Origin of the sequence: Stenotrophomonas sp. GD03680 (assembly GCF_029844625.1) — a bacterium.
In the GTDB taxonomy this organism is placed as follows: Bacteria; Pseudomonadota; Gammaproteobacteria; order Xanthomonadales; family Xanthomonadaceae; genus Stenotrophomonas; species Stenotrophomonas maltophilia_P.
This window is the reverse complement of record NZ_JAOCKC010000010.1, coordinates 43331-58087: the sequence shown is the minus strand read 5'-3', so window position 1 is coordinate 58087 and position 14757 is coordinate 43331. Positions and strand designations below refer to the sequence as shown.

Sequence of the window (14757 nt, the reverse complement as noted above, 5' to 3'; positions counted from 1 at the left end):
ACGCCGTGAAAGTTTCCTCGCCTCGACCGAGCGCGCTGCTGTGGGTCTAGTCGTAGAGATAGCCAACCGGCTCCCGCCCCGCCGTCTGACGAGTAGCGAGTCCAGCTTGCCATGCCTTCCACATCAGGCTGCACTCTCTGCTGCCGATTGGATTTTTTTCGTAGTCGAACGCGTTTCCCACATACCACGCCTCGAACCGTGCCCGCTCGTCCTGACCTGCCTCGCGCGGCACCAGCAGCGCCGGCCCATCCCCGCGCAGCTCGCGCACGCGGTTGGCTACGTCCATCTTGCTCATGCCCGGCTGGCCGAAGAGCGCTTCGGCGATCTGTGCGTCCAGGCGCTCGTTGGCGCCGTCTGCCATCGTGGTGTTCATGCAATCTCCTTGCGCTGGTGCCACTGAATCGAATGGATGCGACGCTCTGCCTTCGGGCTGAAACGGCGCGGTCGGGCTGCGGATCGCAGCCAAGGGAAGCGGGTGTGAACGCGCCGCATCAGGCGATGGCTGCTGGCGTGCTGCAGGTGGCCGGCAAAGCTGGCGATGCGATTGGCCATGTCACGAAAGTCGGCCGGCGTGCCACGCAGGCGGTCGCCCTGGACGTGCTGGCCTTCCCACTCCGCCAGCGCCGTATGCAGATGGCCAACGACGCGGCGGCGGGCCAGCGTGTGGGTCGGGTAGATCACGTAACCAAGGAAGTCCAGGCCGTCGGTGAGGCGGCAGAGCTTCTGCTCGGCCTTCAGACGCAGCCCGAGCTGATCCCGCAGGAAGGCTTCAATCTGGTCACGCCAGGCCGCCAGTTGCTCGCGGTTGTGGTGAAACAACACGAAGTCATCGACGTAGCGCAGGTAGCGCTTGGCCTTGAGGGTGTGCTTCGCGAACTGGTCAAGTGCGTCCAGGTAGACGTTGGCGAAGAACTGGCTGGACAGGTTGCCGATCGGCAGGCCTCGCCCGGCCGGCGCATTGGCGAGGCGCTTGTGCGGCGGCACCTGAGCCTGCTCTGCGGCAGTGGCGCGGTACTGGACGCCCGCGTGCAGCGGCGAATGGCGCAGCAGCGCATGGGTGGCCCGCTGGACGACCAACGGTACGCCTTGTCGGCGCAGCCGGGAGCGAAGCATCCGCCAGAGCGTGGGCCGGTGGATGCTGTTGAAGAAGTTGGCCACGTCCAGCTGCAGATACCAGCCGCCGCCTTGGCCGCTGTGAACCTGGCGCACGAACTGCTGGGCCCGGCGCACGGCCGCATGGCTGCCGCGTCCCTTGCGGTTGGCATAGCTGTCGTGGATGAACGTAGGCTCCCACAGCGCTTCCAGCTGCGGCACCAGCCAGTGGTGCACAACCCGGTCAGCGAAGTCCGGCGCGTGGATCTCGCGCGCCTTGGGCCGCGTTGCCACGAAGCACGTCGAGGGCCGTGGCTGCCAGCGGCCGGCCAGCAGCTCGCGCTGCAGCTGCAGCAGGCCATCGGCCCAGCGGTGGTCGAATCGCAGCTGGTTGAAGCTTGGAACCTTCTGGCGGCGCGCACGCCGCCAAGCCTGATACAGCTCCTGCAGGCCTACCTCTCCCTGAAACTCACCGGCACGACGCACGGCCAACGCGAACCCGTTGTTGTTGCGGTGGTTGTTGTTGACGTTGCCGTTGTTGAAATTGACGTTCCACGCGGACGCCGAGGACCAGGCGGCCGCCTCCCCATACACTTGCGACCAGGCCGCGCAGCCCGGATGCGGATAGCGCGGCTTCGTCATGAGTTGGCCCCCGCAAGGGCGGTACGGGTACTCAGTTTCTTGCCACGCTGCGCGACGCCATCGGCTTGCGCACTCTGGGCATGGGAGACTTCGCGCAGACGGCGGCGCCAGCCGCCCGCCTGCATGCCCACCTCTTCGGCCAGGCGAATGAGCATTTCAAACTGGCGGAAGCTGGCGAAGGCGCCAACCCCCTTGCCAATCTGCAGGAGCTGCTTGAGGGCGTCGATGTCCCGAACCAGCACCGCCACCCACCGCGCCTGCTCGGCGCGCTCACGCCAGGCGTTGTTGGCGTTGATGAACACCTGTTGGGCACGTGCGCGGAGGTCGCTGCCGATCTGGTAGCGATGGTAGCGAGCGAACTTGCGCACGGCATTCTCGATCTCGACCGCCATGCGTTCGGCGGCCTTGATGATGGGTGGTGGCTGGAAACGGGAGGTCATCGGGAAAGCCTCAGCAGAAAATCAAATCACTGACCGGCACGACGCACGGCCAACGCGAACCCGAGGTAGTAGCGGTGGTAGCCGTAGACGAGGCCGTTGAGGAAATGGACGACCCACGCGGACGCCGAGGACCAGGCGGCCGGGGTTTTCGACCAGTACCAGTCGTTCTCGATGTCCTTGAAGAAGTCGGTGTTGATGGCCGGCGAGTAGCGACTGCGGTCGATCAGCAGCTGCAGCTCTTCGATGGTCGGCAGATCCCAGTCGCTGTGACCGAGCAGGGTCAGTGCCTTGGCGGCCGCTTCGCACTCGGCGTGCGGCACGTCGCTGTCCACGATGCTGGTGGCAGTGAAGGTCAGGCCGTGGTCGGGCAGGAAGACGGCGACGTGGTCGTTGGAATCGTCCGGCAGCTGGTTGCGGTCGGCACCGATCTTCTTGAGGGTGATGGGGTTCATGATTGCTCCAGGGAAAGGGTCAAAAGGGCCAATTACTGACCGGCACGACGCACGGCCAACGCGAACCCGTAGCCGTAGCGGGGGCCGCCGTAGACGCCGCCGCTGTAGAAATAGACGAGCCACGCGGACGCCGAGGACCAGGCGGCCGGGGTTTTCGACCAGTACCAGTCGTTCTCGATGTCCTTGAAGAAGTCGGTGTTGATGGCCGGCGAGTAGCGACTGCGGTCGATCAGCAGCTGCAGCTCTTCGATGGTCGGCAGATCCCAGTCGCTGTGACCGAGCAGGGTCAGTGCCTTGGCGGCCGCTTCGCACTCGGCGTGCGGCACGTCGCTGTCCACGATGCTGGTGGCAGTGAAGGTCAGGCCGTGGTCGGGCAGGAAGACGGCGACGTGGTCGTTGGAATCGTCCGGCAGCTGGTTGCGGTCGGCACCGATCTTCTTGAGGGTGATGGGGTTCATGATTGCTCCAGGGAAAGGGTCAAAAGGGCCAATTACTGACCGGCACGACGCACGGCCAACGCGAACCCGTCGCCGTGGCGGCGGTAGTTGGAGACGTGGCCGTTGCGGAAAGAGACGAGCCACGCGGACGCCGAGGACCAGGCGCAGGGCGTGCTGGTCCAGTGCCAGCGGGGCAGCACGCCGGGGAAGAGCGAGCTATCGATGGCCGGCTCATGGCGCGTGTCATCGACCAGGGCGGCCAGCTCGCTGCGGGTGGGCAGCCGCCAGTCGTCGTGGCCCAGCAGCCGCAGCTCGCTGCAGGCCTTCTCGCAGTCGGCTTGGCTCATCGGGTCGCCATCGCTGTCGCCGATGGACTTCACTGCCCACATCAGGCCGGTGGAGTGATCGATCACCGCGACGTGGTCGATGCGCGGGTCGCTGCCGGCGGCCCTGGTTCCGTCGGCAAGCAGCTTCGTGTGGCCGATGGCCACCACGCCCTGAGCGGTCACCTGCTCGGCGGCGAGTTCGATGAAACTGTTGATGGAGGCGGGAGGCAGGGACAGCTGGATTTCAGCATCGCCCTTGGTACGGATGGTGATGGCGTTCAAAGTGCGTTCCTCGCGTTGCGGTGGGTGTCCGCCGTTAGGCGGCTTGTGAAGGGGTGCAGAGAGCGGCCAAGGCTTCCAGCCGCACTGCCTCTGCCATGTAGTGGTCGTGGCGCTCCTGCCGGATTGCCGGCGGGAACTGCACGTCAGTGAGCGCGTGCATGGCTGCATCTCGGTTGGCCTTGGCCAGCCGCGCCGGATCGCGGTCGAAGATGTCCAACTGCGTGCGCAGCTTCCTGGCCATCGCAGTCTCCTTACGCGGCCTTCGCCGGCTCTTCGACCTTGCGATACGGGTACTTCGCCGGGAACGGCTTGATGTACTGCCCGAAGTGTTTGCCCAGAGACTCCGAGTCGCGGAACGCAGCGAACTCTGCTGCATCGAAGTTGGCGTAGTGGTACAGGCTGCCGGGACCGATCACGCCGCCTCGACAGCTGGTGAAGCGGATTGCCAAGGTGCTGGTCTCTGCATCGTGGCCGATGCTGTGAATCTGGGAGGACTCGACGTCCTGCATATCGATGCGGATTGCCATGGTGGTCTCCTTCGGAATAGGGGCCGGTCTTTCCCGGCAGTCAGCGGCGTTGCGTCCGCACCACTCGTTCACCCATGAGCTTTCGCTGGGGCGGGTTACGTCTCCCGCGCGGCCCGCTGCTGCAGCAGCCCCGCCGTGTAGGTTCGATCAGGCCGCGAGTGGATAGCTCTGGCCGTTGGCTGCCGACTGCAGAACGCGGATTGCGGCGGCGAGGATCGCCGGCACCTGGTCGGCGGCATAGAGCTTGGCGCCGCGTTCGGTCGCTACCGGATCGAAGCCAAGCCGACGCAAGCCCTCTGCATCGATCTTGAGTGGGGCGATCAGATCCACGATCTCGCCGAGCTTCAGCCTCTTTCCCTCAGCCACCCAGGGCGCGCGGTCCTCCGTCGCCACCGGGTCCGGCACTGCCTGGACGGCTGGGTGCGGCTTCGCCTCGGGCTTGGGCTCCGGCGCCGCAGTTGGCTGCGCGGCCGTAGCTACCAGCTCCCGCGCGCGCTCCTCCTCCTGTTTGCGGATCTGCTCGCGCTCTGCGTCGAGGCGGGCCTGCTCCGCCAGCTGGTGCTGGGCGATACGGGCGGCGATCAGGTTGCGCAGGTCCTCCGCCGACTTCGTGGAGCACAGCTGCACGCGGTCAGGGAACAGCGCGGCATGGGTGCCGACCTCCATTTCCATCACGCGGATGTTGGCGCGGATCCGCTCGGCTGACTGGCTCGCATCGACCTTCGCGTTGGCGGCAACGGCGTCCACCGCTTCCTGCATGCTGGCGAACGAGCGCTTGCCCTTCATCGCGTCGCCGATATCGGCAATCAGCGTTGCCGGCATCGGGATGCCGTACTCGCCCAGCGTCTCGTTGATTGCCTGCACGTGCTGCTGCACGGCACGGCGGGCAGCGTTGCCGATCTCGGTGCGGCGTTCGTCCTTGCGGGTCTTGACGCGCTTCTCCAGCGCCAGGCGCTTGGAGCGGGCCTCCTCAGCGATCGCGTCGATGGTCTTGAACAGCAGGTCAATGCTCTGGGTCTGGCTGAGGGCGTGCTGCTTGGCCGCCTTCAGCTGGTCCTCAATGTCGCCGCACCATTTCACGGTCTTCTCTGCATCCGCGAAGTCCTGGTCGCTGACCAGCTCGGTGCTGATGCCCTGGAACACGGCGATGGCCTGTTCCTTCCACTCGGCCAGGTTCGAAGCGGTGACCTCGCCAGTCACCTCGATGCGAAGGGCCGGCATCTGATCCGGGGCGCGGCCGGGGGCCACCGGCTCGGCGACCGGCGCCGGGTCATACGCAAGCACGTCGGCATCGAATTGGGCCCAGCCGGCCACGATCCTGGCGCGCAGCTCCGGGTTCGGGGTGTACCAGCAGTGGCGCTCCTCGACCAGTTCGTCGCCGGCCCACTTCGATGCCATGAAGAGCACGCGCTCGGCGCCGCTGACCATGGCCTGGTGCTCCATCTGCACCTGGTAGTGCAGCGGCAGGCATGCGTCGGTGCCATCCAGCGGCATGGCCAGACGCAGGTCGTCGTTGAGCGACTTGTGCTCAAAGGCCTTGTCCTCCAGCAGGGTCAGACCGTCGAAGCTGGCCGAGAACTTGCCGTCGACACCGACGCAGGGGTAAAGCTCCTCGCCGATGATGCGCTCGGCCAGTGGCCGGGCGAGGTCTTCGAAGCGGTGGCCATCGGCAAAGCGCTGCAGAGTGCCGGCGTCGTGCTCGATGGTCGCGCCGGTGGCGAACTCGCGCAGCAACTGGCTGCGGGTTTTATACGGGCTGCAGCCCATCATTGCCGGAGCGTCGCTGGCGTTGAAGTGGCTGGCGCGGTGGGCATGCCACTCCGGGGTGCCCTGAATCAGATTCACGGTACGCATGCTCAGTACTCCACGGCGGTCTGGGTCAGGCCGTCAGCAGCGGCGGCAACATCGCTTTGGGGGTGGCCTTCGCCATCCGTGTCGTCCTTGGGCGGGTTGCGGATCTTCTTCAACTGGTCAGCGGTGAAGCGAGCTTTCGTCTGCAGCGTGGCGATCAGGTCCTCAGCGGACTTCCTGCCGCTGGCGATGATGTCCAGCCACTTCGGCAGGTTGGCCGCGAAGTCGGCTTCGGAGTACAGCGGCAGCTGCTTGTCGGCCTGCCCCTCAATGGCGACGCGCTGCTGCTCCCCGCTGGCAGAACCGGCCTGAGGGATATCCATGACTTCTTCGGCGATGGGCATGCCGCGCAGGACGTCCGGGAAGACGTCTCGCAGGGCGAAGGCGCGGGCGCGCATCTGGCGCATGCGCTTCGGGTACTGGGTCCAGGGTCCGGTCTTACCCAGCAGGCCTGCCACCTTGGCGTCCTCCATGCTGAAGGTGCGTACCTCCTCGGATTCACCGCGGCGCTTGACCCGGCACACGGCCGTGCTGCCGTCGTCGGCCTCTGTGATGTACTCACACAGCGGTGAGCTGCGCACCAGCGCAATGACCGCGTCACCCCAGAGGGCAGGGCGACCGTTGATGATGGCGAGGTTCTGCAGCGCCTGCAGCGGCTTCAGGCCGAGCTCGGCACCCCACTGGATGGCGATCAGGCAGTTGCCGGGCTTGCCCTTGAAATCCTTCGGGACGAAGTCGCTGTCAGCGAGGTAGTCGCAGAACTGCAACGCCTGGTCAAAGGTCTGCGGGCTGAGGTCGAACTGCTGGCGGGGCTGGGTGGAAAGAGCGGTTTGCTGAGCAACGGCGTTCATCGAATGTCGTCCTTGGGGAAGTTGATGCGGGTGAGCGGAGCCGCGCGGCGAATGGCGCGGCGCTGAGCGAGACCGGTGACGAATGGGTGCCATGCTTGTCGGGCCTCAACCACGGCACGGAGGGCAAAGAACCCCGCACATGCGAGCCCCAGCACCACGAAGGTGTCGGCGCCGCGCGGGTACGCGGCCGTTGCCAGCGCTATGCAGAATCCGACCAGCATCGCGTTGAGGGCGGCGGGGACCAGCAGTGCAATCGGATGCCGGATCACGGGGCCACCGCCTTTGCCAGGTCCTGCACCAGCAGGACGCCGATGGCTCCAAGCCCGGTCATGCAGGCAGCCATGCCCAGGTAGATCGCCAGATCCTTCAAGACTTCGAGATGCAGCTGGATGGTTTCCCGCTTCACGCTTCACCTCCAAAGGTCATGACCATGCGCGCCCGACGGCAGCGCTCGCTGATTTCGTTCTGCTTCGGGCGGGAGAAGCCCGCCTCGATGAACTCGCGCTCGACCGCCTTGACGTTCAGGCCAGCGCGACGTGCGGCCATCCGGACGGTCTCCAGCTGGTACTTCTGGCTGTCGGTCTGGATGGGGAAGAGGGCGACGGCGCTCATGCCGCACGCTCCGCGTCGATCGACAGCGCGAACGGGTTGGGCAGGGCACGGTAGGTGTCGATCAGGGCCTGACGGCGCTTTCGCATCGACTCGACCTTGCTCAGGTCCATACCGGTGTCGGACAGCTCGTCCGGGAACCCGATCATGGTCAGCGCGTGGCGGCGAGCCGCCTCCCAGGCCATCTCTTCGGTGGCGCCAGCGAACAGCGCTGCGCGATAGGCGGTCTCTACGCCGGGCATGCCCAGGCCAGAGTTCTTCAGGTTGCCGATCAGCACCGGTACGTTCCGACGCTGGCGGCGGACCTCAGCTTCGGGGTGCAGTTCCGTGACGGCGGCCATGTTCAGCACTCCAGGCCGAACAGGCGGTTGCCGAAGGCCAAGCCGGCCGCCGCGGCGAAGACGGTCCCGGCGTACACGGCACCGATCCAGATCCAGAGGGGGCGACGCTTAACGGTCATGATCTCGGTCCTAATCAGGAGAGATGGAGAGGGAAAGGAAGGGGCGGGGAAGAGCGCCAAAGGGGCAATTACTGACCGGCACGACGCACGGCCAACGCGAACCCGTCGTGGTAGCGGTGGCCGTAGCTGACGTTGCCGAAGGAGAAAAGGACGAACCACGCGGACGCCGAGGACCAGGCGCACAGGTCGGCGGTCCAGAACCAGTCGGACGGGAACTCGGGGAATGTGTCGGTGTCGATGGCCGGGCTGTAGCGGCTCAGATCGACAAGCGAGAGCAGCTCCTGGCGGGTGGTAAGGGCCCAGTCGGCGTGGCCGCCGACGCGGCAGCTGGCGCAGGCGTCGATGGCGCCCTGGTGGGTGACCGGATCGTTGGTGACGGGGCGGGCGGTGAACTCCAGCCCGGTGGTCGAGTCGATGACGGTGAGCCGGTTGCCGGCTTCGTCGGTGGTGAAGGTGAAGCGCTGGGTCTGCTGGCTCACTGTGGGTCTCCCGGCCCCGGAGGTGGGGCGCAGGAAGACATTAGCGGATCGCTAACTCTTAGTCAACAGCTAACAGCTAATTGCGTTACTGATTAGCTGAACAGCTTTGATGCCGTTCAGCTGTCGCGGCGGCGTTCTCTACCGAGCCAGGTCGGTGCAGGCGAGCTTTCCTAGGTAGTAGGCGATCGAGCGCGGGTGGATTTCGCTCATCCTGTCATCTTGCTTGGACGTCCTCATTTCGTCGATGTTCTGGCCCGTGGCAAGATAACGAACCATGTTTGAATCACAATCGTACTCACGCATTGAATAGGTCGTTCCAGAAGGGCCGACGCGATGCGTGAAGATGTATGAAACTGGAAAATTCCGCTGCGTGACGTCGATAAGTCCCCAGCGAGCTTTCGGGTCGCTCGGGATGCGGAACTCCATCCCCGCGACACTCTTGTCCTTTACGGACTGGGGGATTTCGTATCCATCACTGGTCACGTCCATGCCTTCGACCCCCATAGTCACGTAGAGCGCCGCTTCTTGCGTCGGGGTGAACTGAGTAACGGATACACCGTACCTCGCGAGCTCCTCGGCTGCGGAAACGACAACGCCCGCTGCCTCGGAATGCTGCGCGCTGGCAGGCTCTGGCGTACTGGCGTCGCTGTTGTCGCTAGTTGATGAGGGTGGTGCATATCCACACGCGCCGATGAGGCACGTGACAAACAGAGCCAAGCCGCCGGCTATGAGACGACCGTGCGGCGCGTCGATATCGATTCCTTTCATCTGTGGCGCTCCTACTCAGAATTTGCGGAATACCCAAGCGGCCAGAACGCGCCCGGAAATGAAGAGCTGGTCCAGCTCGCCGGCAGGCACTACCTCAGGCTCATACGCTGGGTTGGTGCTTCGGATCAGAACCGAGCCGTCACGCCTGGCCTGTAACCGCTTCACGAGTGGCCGACCTTGCCAGTTCATTACGTAGATGGCATCTGTGTCGAAGTCTTGGACGCGGCAATCGACGAACAGGACGTCGCCGTCACTGATATCGCCTGCCATAGAGTCCCCGCGCGCTGTGATGATCCGCACGGCTTCCCTGGGGGCGCGAATGTTCTGGTCCACCCAGTCCTTCGCTACATCGATGTACCGCACCACCTCTGGATGCTCTGGCATATAACCACCCCCTCCGGCCGCGACAAACCCCTCAAGCAGGGGAAAGCGAACGTAGCCTTCGGGCGTCTCATTCTCTAAGACCGGTGAGATTGCTCCATCGTCGTCCCATTGGGGCCTATCCATCCAACCGCTGTCGTGGCCCAGGGCGGTGCTAATTTTCTTGGCGAGGTCATCGCCTATGTACTTGCCGCCAATGAGTTGCGAGACGAAGGAAGCCGACAGAAAGCCACCGAGCTGTGCCCCCTGGTCCCGGCGCTTCTTGATGCCGCGCTCTTCCAGGGCATTGATGATGTGCCGGAAGTTTCGGTTCCGGATTTCGGCGATATCCATGCTCGGATGTTAGTGAAAGGCTAATTTCTTTTGGTTAGCGGAAGGCTTGCAATTACTCGTTAGCTGTGCACTAATGGGCGCCATGGACATGACAGCCCTTGATCGAGCAGTCGAGAAGGCCGGGAGCCAGCTGAAGCTGGCGGCCATCCTCGGCATCAAGCCCCCGTCTGTGACCGGTTGGTACGACCGGGGTCGGGTCCCTGCGGAGCGGTGCATTGCGATCGAGCTCGCTACAGGCGTGAGCCGCCACGACCTGCGCCCGGACGTGTTCGGTCCGGCGCCGGATGCCGAAGGGCAGGGGGTGGCCGATGCTGCCTGACTTCTTCAAGCCTGACGCTCTGTCGTTCGGGCGCGCAGGTGCGCATGTCCATGACGACAGCGGGAGCATTCCGTTTGACGAATTCCTCATGCCCCTCACAGTCGGCATGGCCGTGCACTTCAGGCGCATGTCCATCAACCCAGCATGCTTTGAAGTAGTGGGAGCAGCTTGCCTGACTGCGCAATCGCAGCATCGACTGCCTTTAGTGCGAGGTGTTTTGTGGTCTCGGCAGGCAGCTTGCGAAGCTCATCAACGTATCGCTGCTTTTGAGGCTGGTCTAGATCAGATCGAAGGACCATTAGTTCGAGCATCTGCTGGAGAGATTCAGCATGAATCTTGATCTTCATGGACCCCAGTTCTTCGGTAAGCCCCCCGTCCTCGCTCAGGTAGTCGAGCCCTGCGGACGTGATGTGCGCCCCACCCAAGGCGAAATCGCCATCCAACATGCGCGAAATGTGAACGTCAAGCAGCCCGTGGTCCTTCAGGTACTGGATCTCAACGATGGCGTCATCGACCTCATCGCCCAGTGCGATAGACAGATTCACGTGCTGCGGGTTGGCGTCCTCCGCGAGTCTCAGGATATGCATCAAACGTTCCTTATTCACCTTGGCCATCTGTCGCCCTCCTTGCGGGCTGCTCGTTGGGAAGCAGCAGCGTACCGCAAGGAGGGCGGCACCCTCACCGTGATGCGTCGCCATCGACGCCTCCCCACATCCAGAGGACCTGGCCACCGCCTTCTGGAACGGGGCCAAGGTTAGGAAGGGATAGGGGGAACGCCTTCATTTCCCCGTCGATCCTTCGCAGCACGAACGGCATTCCGCACTCGCGGATCAGTCTCACCACGCCATCCCTGGCGCTGCTTTCTGAGTAGTTCATCTCCATGGCGCAGATGGTGCGCTGCAAGAGGCCCAATGCAAATGAAGCCGGAGTTTCACAACAACGAGCCGAGGTCGCAGGTGGTGTTCCGCTTCCACCAGCGGGTCTTGTTCGAGACGGGCACCTGCGAGAGATCCTTGGCCGCGGCGATCGTGGACAACTACCTGGACGCAGTGCCGGCCGCGCACCGGATCGTGGAATTCCACGTAGGCACCACGGCAGAGACCGCCGACAAGGCGATGAAGGCCAACGCCCAGATCATCAAGCGCTATGTCACTGGCGCAGTGAAGTTGCCGGTGGACCTCGAAGAGTCGTGGGTGAAGTCTTTCCCAGACGACATCAGGCTGGAGTGTAAGCGAGAGCTTGCCCGTCGCTACGGATTCCTTGGGGCCAAGGCGCCAACGGCGGAAGTGGGCCGGGCCGTCACGATCAGCTGCGTGATGCGTGAACACGCTGACGTCATCGATGCCTATGCGCAGAGCAAGACCTGCGGCAGCCGGGCATCGAAGCAGAGGCTCATGAAAGAGATTGCCGACGCCCAAGCGGCGTTGGCCACCCTGCAGGCCGAGCTGGCTGCGGAAATCACAGGAGATGCCGAGTAATGGCCAACTATCCCGCACGCAACACCGACCCAGATACCAGCCATGAGGCCGCGCGCCACATCGTGGAATCCGGCACGCGCAAGGCCCAGCAGCAGCGCGTCGCCGCGGCAGTCCGACAGCATCCCGGGCTGACCAGCCGTGAACTGGCTGACGTCGCTGGCATGGATAGGCATATGGTCGCGCGCCGGCTGCCCGAGCTTGAGGCAGATGGCGTTGTTGTCCACGGTGCGCCGCGCAAGTGCCGCATCAGCGAGATGCGGTGCCAGACCTGGTTGCCCGTATTGGACCACGACGAGACGCCGCTGGCGGCGTGACGGAACAGTTATGGCCGGCGACTGGATGAAAATGCGCACCAACCTGTGGGACGACCCCCGGGTTGCGCGCATTGTGGATCTGACTGACAGCTGCGAGGCGCTGGTGATCGGCGGCCTGTACTGGCTGTGGTCGATGGCTGACCAGCACACCGAGGACGGCTGGCTGCCGGGTATGTCTCTTCGCCAGATTGACCGGAAGTCGGGTGTGCCTGGGTTGGGCGAGGCCCTGTCGGATATCGGATGGCTTGAGGCCAAGCCTGATGGAGTGCTGATCGTAAGGTTTGACGATCACAACGGGAAATCTGCCAAGAAGCGTTGCCAGACTGCCTCGCGTGTAGCCAAGCATAAGGCCGGTAACGCAACTGGTAGTACGGAGACGCGAACAGGTAACGCCACTAGCGTTACCAAAAGCGTAACGGAGCGTTACCCAGAGAAGAGAAGAGAAGAGAAGATCTCTACTCCAGATACATCACTGCACGCTTTCGAGATCCCTGAGGGGATGACCGCAGCGGGGTGGGCGGGCGTGCTGATGAAGCGCGCCGGTTGCCATACCGCCAGCTCCAGCCATCCCGACCTGATCGACGCCGTCGAGGTGGAGGGCGTGCCGTTCCAGATGCTGGTCGACCTGGTCGAGGAGGGGAGGGCGCGCGCTCCACCCCCGAAGAACCTCTTCACTTGGGCCATCGCCGCCGCGCGAGGCCGACACGCGGAGGGCGCCAAGCCCGTCAACTCGAGCAACGGATCGAACCATGGAACACGTCGCCTCTCACCTGCCGAACGCACCGCGCAGCTTGCCCTCGAAGGCGAGCTCGCCGACGCCGCACACGCCGCCACCCTCGCAGGCACCGGCCACGGCTATGCGGACGCTCTGGGTGCGGATGGCTGAAATCTACGGTTTCAAGTGGTCCAGCGCATACGGCGAGAACCCGAACGTCGGCGCAGCGGTGACGTGGGCGAAGGGCTTGGCCGGCTTGAGCGGCCGGCAGCTGGCCGACGGCCTGGCCGCCTGCATCGCCAGCGCAGAGCCGTGGCCACCGACGCTGCCGCAGTTCCGGATGATGTGCCTTGGAATCCCGCCGTTCGACGCCGTGCGTGCCGACACGGGCAAGCAGGACGGGTTCACCCGGCTGGTGTGGCAGTACCTGGACGGCCATCGCTACCGGCTGGCCAGCGCCGACAAGGCCGACAAGCTGCTGCTGGCGGCCTACAACCGGGCCAAGGAGGCCGTGATGCGCGGCGCGGAACTGCCGCCGGCGCCCGAAGCCCACATCGCGTACGAGGTGGCTCGGGCGGCACCGGCAACACGCGAGCAGGTGGCACGGCACATGGATGACATCGCCCGTGAGCTCGGTATCGGCATGGTGGCCGATCCGCCGCCTGCGGCCCAGGAAGAGACCACTCACGACCCGGAGGCCGTTTGCCATGCCGCGTGAACTGCCGCGCCTGGTCCTGCAGCTGCGCGATGCAGCCGAGCCGGTGTCCGAAGCGGGCTGGTACGTCTGCTACGGCTACGGCGAGAAACCCCTGGTCATCTACGCCACGCGCGGCCAGACGCAATGGCGGCTGGGCATGCGGCTGGTGCCCATCACGCACTACGCAGGACCATTGACCAAGAGGGAGGCGGCATGACCACCATCCGCCCCGAAGACTGGAAGCAGCGCGGCGAAGGGATGATGACCCCCAAGCAGCAGCGCATGCTTAACGCCATCTGCGGTGATCTGGCCGAGGGCCTGTCCTGGCACGGCCAGCGCCTGACGAAGGACGACTGGCGGCACATGGTGGCCGGCACGATGCTGGGCTGGCGCCTGATGCCGGCGATCGACCGGGGGCAGGGCGCCCCCGGAATGATCATGCTCGGCGGCTCAAGCCTGAAGCTCACCAGGTCGATGGCATGCGACGCAATCACCGTGCTGGTTCAGATCGGTGACCACCCGGAAGAGCAGGGCCTACGCGCCAAGCCGGTTCGCTGGTCCGACACTGTGCTGCTGGGGCTCGGGTTCAACCCTCGCGATTTCGCCGAGGCTGCATGAAGACGTCAGCTTCGCTTTTCATTGCGATCACCAGTTATCAACGTTTGTATTTCCACGAGTGCAAAGTCCACTATAGGCCTGGACACGCCAAAATGATCTCTAATCCACTGCTCGTCGTCATTGATGTAGCTATCGCGCAAGGCGCACGCTTCGAGAAAAAGGTATGCGCGCTCGGCTCGCTCCACAACGGTCAGGACAATATCCGTTGCATTCAGGAGTTCCAGCGAATCCAATGCCCTGTGCCTGATTGCGAAATGATCCTTGATACGATCGAGAAGGGCGCGCGGAGAGCGGCCATGTTCTCCGTTGTGAAGGACATTTACGACGGAAGCAAATGCCGTGAGTTCGGATCGGATGGCTATCGCCAATGCTCGTGCGCGAAGAGCCTGGATTCTAGATACATCAGCTCGTCGCTCAGCCTCAGCGGCCTTTTGATCACTCAGATGGGCCTGCTTTTCCTTGAGCAACTCCTGCGCAGCGACCTTCTTTTCATAGGCCGCTCTGTCGTTAAAAACTTTCTGTCGCCACATGGCAAAGGCAAACGTCCCAACGGTAAATCCAGCTTGCGTCCATGCGGCCCACTCGCTCTGGGTTATACAGAACCCTTTCACCAGCCAGCTGCAGTAATTGACCGGATCCGCCACGTCACATCCCCTGTGTCTGATCGCGCGATTGTATGCGGGGGA

26 protein-coding genes are annotated in these 14757 nt (G+C 64.1%); 7 read left to right on the top strand and 19 right to left on the bottom strand.

Annotated features, from left to right (window positions below; genetic code table 11):
- Nucleotides 1-46 precede the first annotated feature (46 nt).
- From N5J29_RS12715 to N5J29_RS12635, 17 genes are all read right to left on the bottom strand, one after another.
- On the bottom strand, nt 47-373 hold the full coding sequence (locus tag N5J29_RS12715) for a hypothetical protein (protein ID WP_279924422.1): 327 nt from the start codon (nt 371-373) through the stop codon (nt 47-49).
- Complete coding sequence (locus N5J29_RS12710; RefSeq protein ID WP_279924421.1) at nt 370-1734, bottom strand: RNA-directed DNA polymerase; 1365 nt, start codon at nt 1732-1734, stop codon at nt 370-372. Before N5J29_RS12710 ends, N5J29_RS12715 begins: the two co-directional genes overlap by 4 nt.
- The gene (locus N5J29_RS12705) at nt 1731-2174 is read right to left on the bottom strand and encodes a four helix bundle protein (protein ID WP_279924420.1); all 444 of its coding nucleotides are present in this window, start codon (nt 2172-2174) and stop codon (nt 1731-1733) included. The genes N5J29_RS12710 and N5J29_RS12705 overlap by 4 nt, the downstream gene beginning before the upstream one ends.
- Nucleotides 2175-2200: 26 nt before the next feature.
- The gene (locus tag N5J29_RS12700; protein ID WP_279924419.1) at nt 2201-2626 is read right to left on the bottom strand and encodes a DUF1566 domain-containing protein; all 426 of its coding nucleotides are present in this window, start codon (nt 2624-2626) and stop codon (nt 2201-2203) included.
- A gap of 32 nt (nt 2627-2658) precedes the next feature.
- A complete protein-coding gene (locus tag N5J29_RS12695; protein WP_279924418.1) occupies nt 2659-3084 on the bottom strand; it encodes a DUF1566 domain-containing protein in 426 nt (141 codons plus the stop codon).
- Between the two features lie 32 nt (nt 3085-3116).
- Complete coding sequence (locus N5J29_RS12690) at nt 3117-3671, bottom strand: DUF1566 domain-containing protein (RefSeq protein WP_279924417.1); 555 nt, start codon at nt 3669-3671, stop codon at nt 3117-3119.
- 34 nt (nt 3672-3705) lie between these two features.
- The gene (locus tag N5J29_RS12685) at nt 3706-3912 is read right to left on the bottom strand and encodes a hypothetical protein (RefSeq protein ID WP_279924416.1); all 207 of its coding nucleotides are present in this window, start codon (nt 3910-3912) and stop codon (nt 3706-3708) included.
- A 10-nt stretch (nt 3913-3922) separates the two neighbouring features.
- The gene (locus N5J29_RS12680) at nt 3923-4198 is read right to left on the bottom strand and encodes a KTSC domain-containing protein (RefSeq protein WP_279924415.1); all 276 of its coding nucleotides are present in this window, start codon (nt 4196-4198) and stop codon (nt 3923-3925) included.
- A 147-nt stretch (nt 4199-4345) separates the two neighbouring features.
- Entirely contained in the window at nt 4346-6052 is a 1707-nt protein-coding gene (locus N5J29_RS12675) for a lambda-exonuclease family protein (RefSeq protein WP_279924414.1), read from the bottom strand.
- 2 nt (nt 6053-6054) lie between these two features.
- Nucleotides 6055-6900: a hypothetical protein gene (locus tag N5J29_RS12670; RefSeq protein ID WP_279924413.1), complete on the bottom strand. Its 846-nt coding sequence runs from the start codon at nt 6898-6900 to the stop codon at nt 6055-6057.
- A complete protein-coding gene (locus tag N5J29_RS12665) occupies nt 6897-7169 on the bottom strand; it encodes a hypothetical protein (RefSeq protein WP_279924412.1) in 273 nt (90 codons plus the stop codon). Before N5J29_RS12665 ends, N5J29_RS12670 begins: the two co-directional genes overlap by 4 nt.
- Nucleotides 7166-7306: a hypothetical protein gene (locus tag N5J29_RS12660; protein WP_279924411.1), complete on the bottom strand. Its 141-nt coding sequence runs from the start codon at nt 7304-7306 to the stop codon at nt 7166-7168. The genes N5J29_RS12665 and N5J29_RS12660 overlap by 4 nt, the downstream gene beginning before the upstream one ends.
- A complete protein-coding gene (locus N5J29_RS12655) occupies nt 7303-7512 on the bottom strand; it encodes a hypothetical protein (RefSeq protein WP_111185492.1) in 210 nt (69 codons plus the stop codon). Before N5J29_RS12655 ends, N5J29_RS12660 begins: the two co-directional genes overlap by 4 nt.
- Nucleotides 7509-7850, bottom strand: coding sequence for a hypothetical protein (locus N5J29_RS12650; RefSeq protein ID WP_053517484.1), 342 nt, complete (start codon nt 7848-7850; stop codon nt 7509-7511). Before N5J29_RS12650 ends, N5J29_RS12655 begins: the two co-directional genes overlap by 4 nt.
- Nucleotides 7851-8037: 187 nt before the next feature.
- Nucleotides 8038-8448 carry a DUF1566 domain-containing protein gene (locus N5J29_RS12645; protein ID WP_279924410.1) on the bottom strand — a complete coding sequence of 137 codons (411 nt, stop codon included), beginning with the start codon at nt 8446-8448 and terminating at the stop codon, nt 8038-8040.
- A gap of 138 nt (nt 8449-8586) precedes the next feature.
- Entirely contained in the window at nt 8587-9216 is a 630-nt protein-coding gene (locus N5J29_RS12640; RefSeq protein ID WP_279924408.1) for a hypothetical protein, read from the bottom strand.
- Nucleotides 9217-9231: 15 nt separating this feature from the next.
- Nucleotides 9232-9930, bottom strand: a complete 699-nt coding sequence (locus N5J29_RS12635; protein ID WP_279924407.1) for a S24 family peptidase — start codon at nt 9928-9930, stop codon at nt 9232-9234.
- 82 nt (nt 9931-10012) lie between these two features.
- Here N5J29_RS12635 and N5J29_RS12630 point away from each other — a divergent pair, with 82 nt between their 5' ends.
- Nucleotides 10013-10249 (top strand): YdaS family helix-turn-helix protein, encoded by a 237-nt coding sequence (locus N5J29_RS12630; RefSeq protein WP_279924406.1) that lies wholly within the window; start codon nt 10013-10015, stop codon nt 10247-10249.
- Between the two features lie 134 nt (nt 10250-10383).
- Here N5J29_RS12630 and N5J29_RS12625 read toward each other — a convergent pair whose 3' ends face one another.
- On the bottom strand, nt 10384-10863 hold the full coding sequence (locus tag N5J29_RS12625) for a hypothetical protein (RefSeq protein WP_279924405.1): 480 nt from the start codon (nt 10861-10863) through the stop codon (nt 10384-10386).
- 297 nt (nt 10864-11160) lie between these two features.
- Between N5J29_RS12625 and N5J29_RS12620 the strand changes: the two genes are divergently transcribed.
- Genes N5J29_RS12620 through N5J29_RS12595 form a run of 6 tightly spaced genes read left to right on the top strand, consistent with a single transcriptional unit; the run spans nt 11161 to nt 14071 of the window.
- Nucleotides 11161-11727, top strand: a complete 567-nt coding sequence (locus tag N5J29_RS12620) for a hypothetical protein (RefSeq protein ID WP_279924404.1) — start codon at nt 11161-11163, stop codon at nt 11725-11727.
- Nucleotides 11727-12041 (top strand): winged helix-turn-helix domain-containing protein, encoded by a 315-nt coding sequence (locus N5J29_RS12615; RefSeq protein WP_279924403.1) that lies wholly within the window; start codon nt 11727-11729, stop codon nt 12039-12041. Before N5J29_RS12620 ends, N5J29_RS12615 begins: the two co-directional genes overlap by 1 nt.
- Nucleotides 12042-12051: 10 nt before the next feature.
- Nucleotides 12052-12927, top strand: a complete 876-nt coding sequence (locus N5J29_RS12610) for a hypothetical protein (protein ID WP_279924402.1) — start codon at nt 12052-12054, stop codon at nt 12925-12927.
- On the top strand, nt 12920-13474 hold the full coding sequence (locus N5J29_RS12605) for a hypothetical protein (RefSeq protein WP_279924401.1): 555 nt from the start codon (nt 12920-12922) through the stop codon (nt 13472-13474). The genes N5J29_RS12610 and N5J29_RS12605 overlap by 8 nt, the downstream gene beginning before the upstream one ends.
- On the top strand, nt 13464-13670 hold the full coding sequence (locus N5J29_RS12600; RefSeq protein ID WP_249844434.1) for a hypothetical protein: 207 nt from the start codon (nt 13464-13466) through the stop codon (nt 13668-13670). The genes N5J29_RS12605 and N5J29_RS12600 overlap by 11 nt, the downstream gene beginning before the upstream one ends.
- Entirely contained in the window at nt 13667-14071 is a 405-nt protein-coding gene (locus N5J29_RS12595) for a recombination protein NinB (protein ID WP_279924400.1), read from the top strand. Before N5J29_RS12600 ends, N5J29_RS12595 begins: the two co-directional genes overlap by 4 nt.
- A gap of 5 nt (nt 14072-14076) precedes the next feature.
- Here the strand turns inward: N5J29_RS12595 and N5J29_RS12590 are convergent, their stop codons facing one another.
- Nucleotides 14077-14715, bottom strand: a complete 639-nt coding sequence (locus N5J29_RS12590) for a hypothetical protein (RefSeq protein WP_279924399.1) — start codon at nt 14713-14715, stop codon at nt 14077-14079.
- Nucleotides 14716-14757 lie beyond the last annotated feature (42 nt).